This is a genomic window from Streptomyces sp. NPDC002130, from assembly GCF_040296465.1.
Lineage (GTDB): Bacteria > Actinomycetota > Actinomycetes > Streptomycetales > Streptomycetaceae > Streptomyces.
The window spans coordinates 1-6,273 of sequence record NZ_JBEOXI010000365.1; the positions used below are offsets into that span (position 1 = coordinate 1).

The 6,273-nt window shown below is 67.1% G+C and carries 5 protein-coding genes; 2 read left to right on the forward strand and 3 right to left on the reverse strand.

Annotation, left to right across the window (positions count from 1 at the left end; translation table 11 throughout):
• The 3 genes from ABT116_RS38360 to ABT116_RS38370 form a co-directional block, all read right to left on the reverse strand.
• On the reverse strand, positions 1 to 1,456 hold a 1,456-nt coding region (locus ABT116_RS38360; protein ID WP_351644105.1), incomplete at its 3' end, for an efflux RND transporter permease subunit.
• Positions 1,457 to 1,652: 196 nt separating this feature from the next.
• Positions 1,653 to 2,327 carry a response regulator gene (locus ABT116_RS38365; RefSeq protein WP_351644107.1) on the reverse strand — a complete coding sequence of 225 codons (675 nt, stop codon included), beginning with the start codon at positions 2,325 to 2,327 and terminating at the stop codon, positions 1,653 to 1,655.
• Positions 2,324 to 3,541 (reverse strand): sensor histidine kinase, encoded by a 1,218-nt coding sequence (locus ABT116_RS38370; protein WP_351644109.1) that lies wholly within the window; start codon positions 3,539 to 3,541, stop codon positions 2,324 to 2,326. Before ABT116_RS38370 ends, ABT116_RS38365 begins: the two co-directional genes overlap by 4 nt.
• Before the next feature lie 154 nt (positions 3,542 to 3,695).
• On the opposite strand from ABT116_RS38370, the gene ABT116_RS38375 reads away from it, so the two are divergent.
• Together ABT116_RS38375 and ABT116_RS38380 are read left to right on the forward strand one after the other, a co-directional pair.
• Positions 3,696 to 4,310, forward strand: coding sequence for a TetR family transcriptional regulator (locus ABT116_RS38375; RefSeq protein WP_351644112.1), 615 nt, complete (start codon positions 3,696 to 3,698; stop codon positions 4,308 to 4,310).
• 45 nt (positions 4,311 to 4,355) lie between these two features.
• Positions 4,356 to 5,963: an MDR family MFS transporter gene (locus ABT116_RS38380; RefSeq protein ID WP_351644114.1), complete on the forward strand. Its 1,608-nt coding sequence runs from the start codon at positions 4,356 to 4,358 to the stop codon at positions 5,961 to 5,963.
• Positions 5,964 to 6,273 lie beyond the last annotated feature (310 nt).

Genomic DNA, 6,273 nt, shown 5'->3' on the forward strand with positions numbered 1-6,273 from the left:
CCAGGCCGCTGACCAGGGCTATGGGCACGAACACCGCCACCGTGGTGAGAGTGGAGAGAGTGACCGCGGTGGATACCTCGCGCACCGCCGTCAGGATGGCGGTGCCCTTTTCCTCGCCGTAGCCGAGGTGGCGTTTGATGTTCTCCAGGACCACGATCGAGTCGTCGACGACCCGGCCGACCGCCAGGGTCAGGCCTCCGAGGGTGAGGACGTTGAGCGAGTAGTCCTTCGTCCACAGCGCGATCAGCGCGATGAGCAGGGACAACGGGATCGAGACGGCCGTGACCAGGGTGGAGCGGACGGAGCGCAGGAAGACGACGATCACGAGGACCGCCATCAGCAGACCGAGCAGGCCCTCCTCGAACAGGCCGACGACGGCCTGCCGGACCTGCGGGCCGTTGTCGGAGACCACGGTTATCCGCGCATCATGGCCGAGGTCCTTCTCCAGGCCGGACAGCTTCCCGCGGACGTCCTGGGAGATGGACGACGAACTGCCGTCCTGGTCCATCGTGATTGCTACGCCGAGGCTCTCCTTGCCGTTGGTCCTGGTGAGCGTGGTGGCGTCGGAGTCCTTGAGCTCGACCGTGGCTACGTCCCCGAGCTGCACCGGGCTGGAGGAACCGGAACCCGTGGAACCCGTGGAACCCGTGGTCGAGGACGTGCCTGCCGCGGCGCCGCCGGGACCACTCGCCCCCGAGGCGCTGCCGGCGCCGGTCTCCGCGCTCAGCCACAGGTCCTTGACCTGCTGGACGGAGGTCAGGGCACCGCCGATCTGGATGCTGAGCGACTTCTTGCCGGAGTTCACGGATCCGCCGGGCGAGGTGGAGCCGTTCGACGTCAGCGCGCTCTTGATCGACTGGACGGTCAGGCCGGCGTCCTGAAGTTTGCCGGAGTCCGGGGTGATGACGACCTTCCGGTCGCGTTCACCGGTGACCGTGGCTTGGTTGACCCCGTCGACGGCCTTCAGCTCCGGGACAACCTTGTCCTCGAGCACCTTCGCCAGGTCCTGCTGATCCTCGTCGGAGGTGACGGCCAGCGTCATGGTCGGTTGGTCGTCGCTGCTGCCCTTCTGGACCTCGGGGTCGACGTTGTCGGGCAGGCTCGCGGAGCTCTTCGAGAGCGCCTGCTGGACGTCGTTCGCCTTGGTGTCGACATCAGCGTCGTAGTCGAACTGCAGCTGGACGGAGGCCGAGCCCTGCCTCGATGTGGAGGTCACCGTTTCGACCCCGTCGACGCTCTTGACGGCGTCCTCGATCGGCTTGACGACCTGGTCCTCCACCACCTGCGGCGAGGCTCCCGCATAGGTGGCGGTCACGGTGACCGCGGGGAAGGAGATGTTGGGGATCAGCTGCTGTTTGAGGGACGAGGCGGCGTACGCCCCGAAGGCAACGACGATGATCGTGATCAATGCGGCCAACTTGCGGTTGACCAGACTGATCCGAGACAGCCAGGACATCGAGACAGGTCTCATTTCTGGGAATGGACGGAGTCGTGCGAGTCGCCTCATGGCCGAATTCGCCTGGCCTCCGGCGACCTGCCCCAGCCTCTCTCGCGTCCGGTCGCCCGGTCGTCAGCCACCCGCGGTGCTTTGCGCCTACCGCGGGCGCGTTATGCATACAGCCGCCTACCGCGTTCGGGGGCCGGACGCGGTGTCAGAGCATGTCGCCCGGCTGCACCAATCCGCTCTCGTAGGCGATCGTCACAAGCTGCGCCCGCTCACTGACACCGATCTTGGTCATGGCCCGGTTGACATGCGTCTTGACGGTGTGTCGGCTCAACTGCAGTCGCTCGGAGATGTCGTCATTGGTCAGGCCGCTCGCCACCAGGACCAACGTCTCGCGCTCTCGTGGCGTGAGTTCCGCCAACCGCTCAGTCTCCTTCGCCCAGTTGCGCGGGGCGTGAGCCTGGAAACGGGCCATGAGGGCGGCCGTTGCCGCTGCTGACAGTATGGGCTCGCCGGCCGCGACGGTCTCGATCGCCGCCAGCAGGTCCTCGGGGTCGGCGCCCTTGCCGATGAAACCCCTCGCTCCCGCCCGGACCGCCTCCGCAACGTACTCGTCGATCTCGAACGTGGTCAGGACCAGCACCTTCACTTCGCCGAGGGCGGGATCAGCTGCGATGGTCCGAGTGGCTTCGATGCCGTCGGTTCCGGGCATCCGGATGTCCATGAGGACCACGTCCGCGCCCTGAGCCCGTACGAGCTCGACCGCCTCGGCACCGTCCGCTGCCTCGCCGGCCACCTCCATGCCCGGAGTGTTGTCGACAAGCCGTCTGAGCATGCCGCGCAGCAGCGCCTGATCGTCCGCCAGCAGGACCCGGATCGTCATCGGGCGCCCTCGTTCCTCACTCGTTCACGTTCCGTACTCTGCGCGCTGCTCAACGGCAACCATGCCGCCACGACGAATCCGCCGCCGGGGCGTGGGCCGATCGCCGTGCTTCCCCCCACTGCGGCCGCTCGCTCGCGCATGCTGATCAAGCCGCGACCCGTGCCGTCGCCTTCGCATTGGGGCCGTAGAGGGTCACCGTCGTTCTCCACGGTGACGTGCAGCACGTCGTGGCTGTAGCGCAGCCGTACCCCGGCAGCGTCCACGCCCGCGTGCTTGCGCACGTTGGTCAGCGCTTCCTGCACGATCCGATAGGCTGCCACGTCCACCGCAGACGGTGTCGCCCGTTCCGGTCCTTCACGGTCCACGTCCACGCGCAGGCCGGCTCGGTCGAAAGAGATCACGAGATCCTCCAGCCGAACGAGTCCTGGGCTCGGTTCGCGTGGCGCCGCCGCGTCCCCGGGTTGGCTCAGGAGTCCCACGATGGAACGCAGCTCGCCGAGCGCGCCCTTCGAACCGTCCCTGATGGCCTCAAGGAGCTCGGCCATCTGAACCGGATCGTTCCTTCCGACATGGACGCCGATCCCAGCCTGGGCGTTGATCAGCGTGAGTTCGTGCGCGACGACGTCGTGAAGTTCCCTGGCGATCCGCATTCGTTCACCGGCCACGCGGCGGGCGGCCTCCTCCTCGCGTGTCCGTTCGGCTCGTTCTGCCCTTTCCTCAAGAGCCCGGACGTAGGCGCGGCGGTTACGGACCGAGTCGCCGAGGACTGTGGCCAGCCCCATCCACGCGACGGCTCCCACGCGCTGTGGCCCCAGCAACGGGCCTGGCTGGAAGAACGCGGCCGCCAGGGCCAAGGCGGTCACCGCGGGGACAGCGGCGGTCCATGCCTGACGCCGACCGGAGTGCAGCGGGACCGTGTACAGGGCGACCATGAGCGGCGGCAGCGCGGCAAGAAACATGCCCCCACAGGCCTGGTAGGCCACGGACAACCCGGAGACCGTCACCAGCACGCCGAGTGCACTGCGACCTCGGGCCGGCAACGCGATGCTCGCCAGACAGGCGAAAGCAATGTCCAGCAGGCTGGGCCACCGGGGAAAGCGGGTGGGATCGCCGCACGCGATCACCAAAGATGCGATGGCCACGTACCCGACGAGGCGCGCCTCTCCTGGTCGGCTACGGACCGCCGCGCGACCAAGTTGACCGATCGTTCGCATGCGGACAGCGTAGGCAGCGCCACGACAGCGGCTCGTCACCCAGCTGCGGCATTCGTCTCTACTGCGGTGGCGGTATGCCCGGCAGCCCGGGCGAGCCATGAGCTTCACATTTTGCATGGTCCGCAAAGTTTGCAGAATATGCAAGAATTGCGGCATGGCATCCCCAGGTGAAGGTCTGCGCGACCGACGGCGCCGCGAGACACGGCGTGAAATCCACACGGCCGCCTTGCGGCTTGCCCGGAAACACGGCTTCGGCAAGGTCACGGTCGACATGATCAGCGCAGAGGCCGGGGTCTCACCCCGCACCTTCTTCAACTACTTCCCGAACAAGGAGGAGGCCCTACTGCTGGGGCCGAAGGAGGTGCCCCCGGCACTGGCCGCGGAGTTTGTCGCGGCCGGCGCCGCATCTCCCCGGGTCCTGCTCACGGATGTGACCCAACTGCTCGTGCGGGAGATGACCGACAACCCGCCGGAGCGGGCTCTGATGCACGACGTGTTCGCGCTGGCGGACAGCCATCCCCCCGTGCTGGCCGCGATGTTGGCACGTATCGACGGCTTTCAGCGGTCCATCGCCGACGTGGTCGCCCAACGGATGGGGCAGCGGCCGGACGACGAGGTGCCGAGCCTGATCGCCGCCGTCGCACTGACCGCGGTGCGCAGCGGTCTGGAGCGCTGGTCGCGTGCAGTACCGGGAAGCGCCGCGGACGACTCTCCGATTCCGTACGTGGAACGCGCCTTGGATCTCCTGCACACCCTGTCGGCCGACTGAGCTCGTCCTTGCGCGACGTTCTCCCATCGACTTGAGGAAGCCTTCATGAGTGGACCGACCCCGGCGGAGACGGAGGAGCAGGGCTCCTCCGGGATTCCGCAACACTTCGGCCTGATATTTGCGGGCCTGATGACCGCGATGCTGCTCGCCGCGCTTGACCAGACCATCGTCAGCACCGCGCTGCCGACCATCGTCGGTGAACTGCACGGCGTGAACCACATGGCCTGGGTGACCACCGCGTACATCCTCGCCGCCACCATCGCCATGCCCGTATACGGCCGCCTCGGCGATCTGATGGGCCGCAAGACACTCTTCCTCGGCGCCATCGCTGTCTTCATCGTCGGCTCCGCAACCGCGGGAATGGCGCAGGACATGACCGTTCTGATCATCGGCCGTGCCGTGCAGGGTCTCGGTGGCGGAGGCCTGATGATCACGTCGCAGGCGATCATCGCCGACCTGGTGCCGCCGCGCCAACGCGCCAAGTACATGGCTCCGATGGGCGCCGTCTTCGGGCTGGCCTCGGTCGTCGGGCCGTTGCTCGGCGGCTGGTTCACCGATGGCATCGGCTGGCGCTGGGCTTTCTGGATCAACCTGCCGCTCGGCGCGCTCGCCCTCGCGGTCGCAGCGTTCGCGCTGCGCCTGCCCCGCCGTAGCACCAGGGTCGCGATCGACTACGTCGGTATCGCGCTGATGGCCGCCGCCGTCACCTGCACCGTGCTCGTCGCCGACTGGGGCGGCACCGACTACGCCTGGACCGACCCGCTCGTCCTCGGCCTCGCCGCCGGCGCCGTCGTGGCCTGGGCCCTGTTCCTGTTCTCCCAGAGCCGCGCGGCTGAACCGATCATCCCGCTGCGGCTGTTCCGCAACCGGATCTTCAACATCGCCACCCTGCTCGGCATGGTCGTGATCGGCGTCGGGATGTTCGCAGTCATCGGCTACATGCCGACCTACCTGCAGATGGTGTACGGCAAGACCGCGACCGAGTCCGGGCTGCTGCTCATCCCCATGGTCGTCGGCATCATGGCCACTGCCCTCCCGTCGGGCCTGCTGATCAGCAGGACTGGACGCTACAAGATCTACCCGATCCTCGGCACCGCGGTCGTCGGCGTCACCGTACTGCTCATGTCCACTCTCGACACCAGCACCTCGATCGTTGTCGTCTGTGGCTACCTGTTCCTGTTGGGCGCGGGTGTTGGCCTGATCATGCAGAACCTCGTCTTGGCTGTGCAGAACGCCTTCCCGCCGAGTGACGTGGGCACCGCCACCTCCGCCAACAACTTCTTCCGCGAGATCGGAGCCACCCTGGGTACCGCCGCAGTCGGCGCCGTGTTCACCCACCGCCTGACTGACCAGCTCGCCGATCGACTCTCCACTGCGGACGCCAAGGTGGTGGGGTCCACCGACTCATTGACGCCGACTCTCGTCCACGCTCTGCCGGACAAGGTGCAGAACGCCGTGATCCTTGCCTATCAGCAGGCATTGACCCCGGTGTTCCGATATATGGCGCCGTTGTTCGCCCTGGGCCTCGTACTCGCCTTTCTCCTCCCGGAGAAGAAGCTGGGCGGCAGCAATGGGCCCAAAATGGATCAGGGGACTCCGGGCGGCGGTAACTTCGAGCCCGAGGCTGGAGCAGCGGCCATGACACGGAAATGAAGCTGTAGCGTCCGAGCGGAGTGACCGCCCGGCGCACCGTTGAAGAGGCGTCGCTGAGTTCGACCAGGGCCCGTTGGCCGGAGCTTCCTGTAGCGGTCGCCATCCAGTGGGACGACGGCGCGATCACCGTGAGATACCTGTGGTCTGGATGGGCCCAAGAAGAAGGGCCCTGGTCGCGCCCGTCCATTCGCCGGCACTTAAGCCCGAACATTTTAATGTCTCATGGCTTCTCAGGCGGCCCGAAGGAGCGTGCTCGTGCCCGGCCATCGGTCCATCGCCGAAGCCGAGAAACTGTCGCCAAGGGGTCACG

What these genes read in the sequence shown, in the direction of transcription:
- ABT116_RS38365 (WP_351644107.1), bottom strand. Translation starts at nt 2,327, where the DNA reads ATGACGATCCGGGTCCTGCTGGCGGACGATCAGGCGCTGCTGCGCGGC.
- ABT116_RS38370 (WP_351644109.1), bottom strand. Translation starts at nt 3,541, where the DNA reads ATGCGAACGATCGGTCAACTTGGTCGCGCGGCGGTCCGTAGCCGACCA.
- ABT116_RS38375 (WP_351644112.1), top strand. Translation starts at nt 3,696, where the DNA reads ATGGCATCCCCAGGTGAAGGTCTGCGCGACCGACGGCGCCGCGAGACA.
- ABT116_RS38380 (WP_351644114.1), top strand. Translation starts at nt 4,356, where the DNA reads ATGAGTGGACCGACCCCGGCGGAGACGGAGGAGCAGGGCTCCTCCGGG.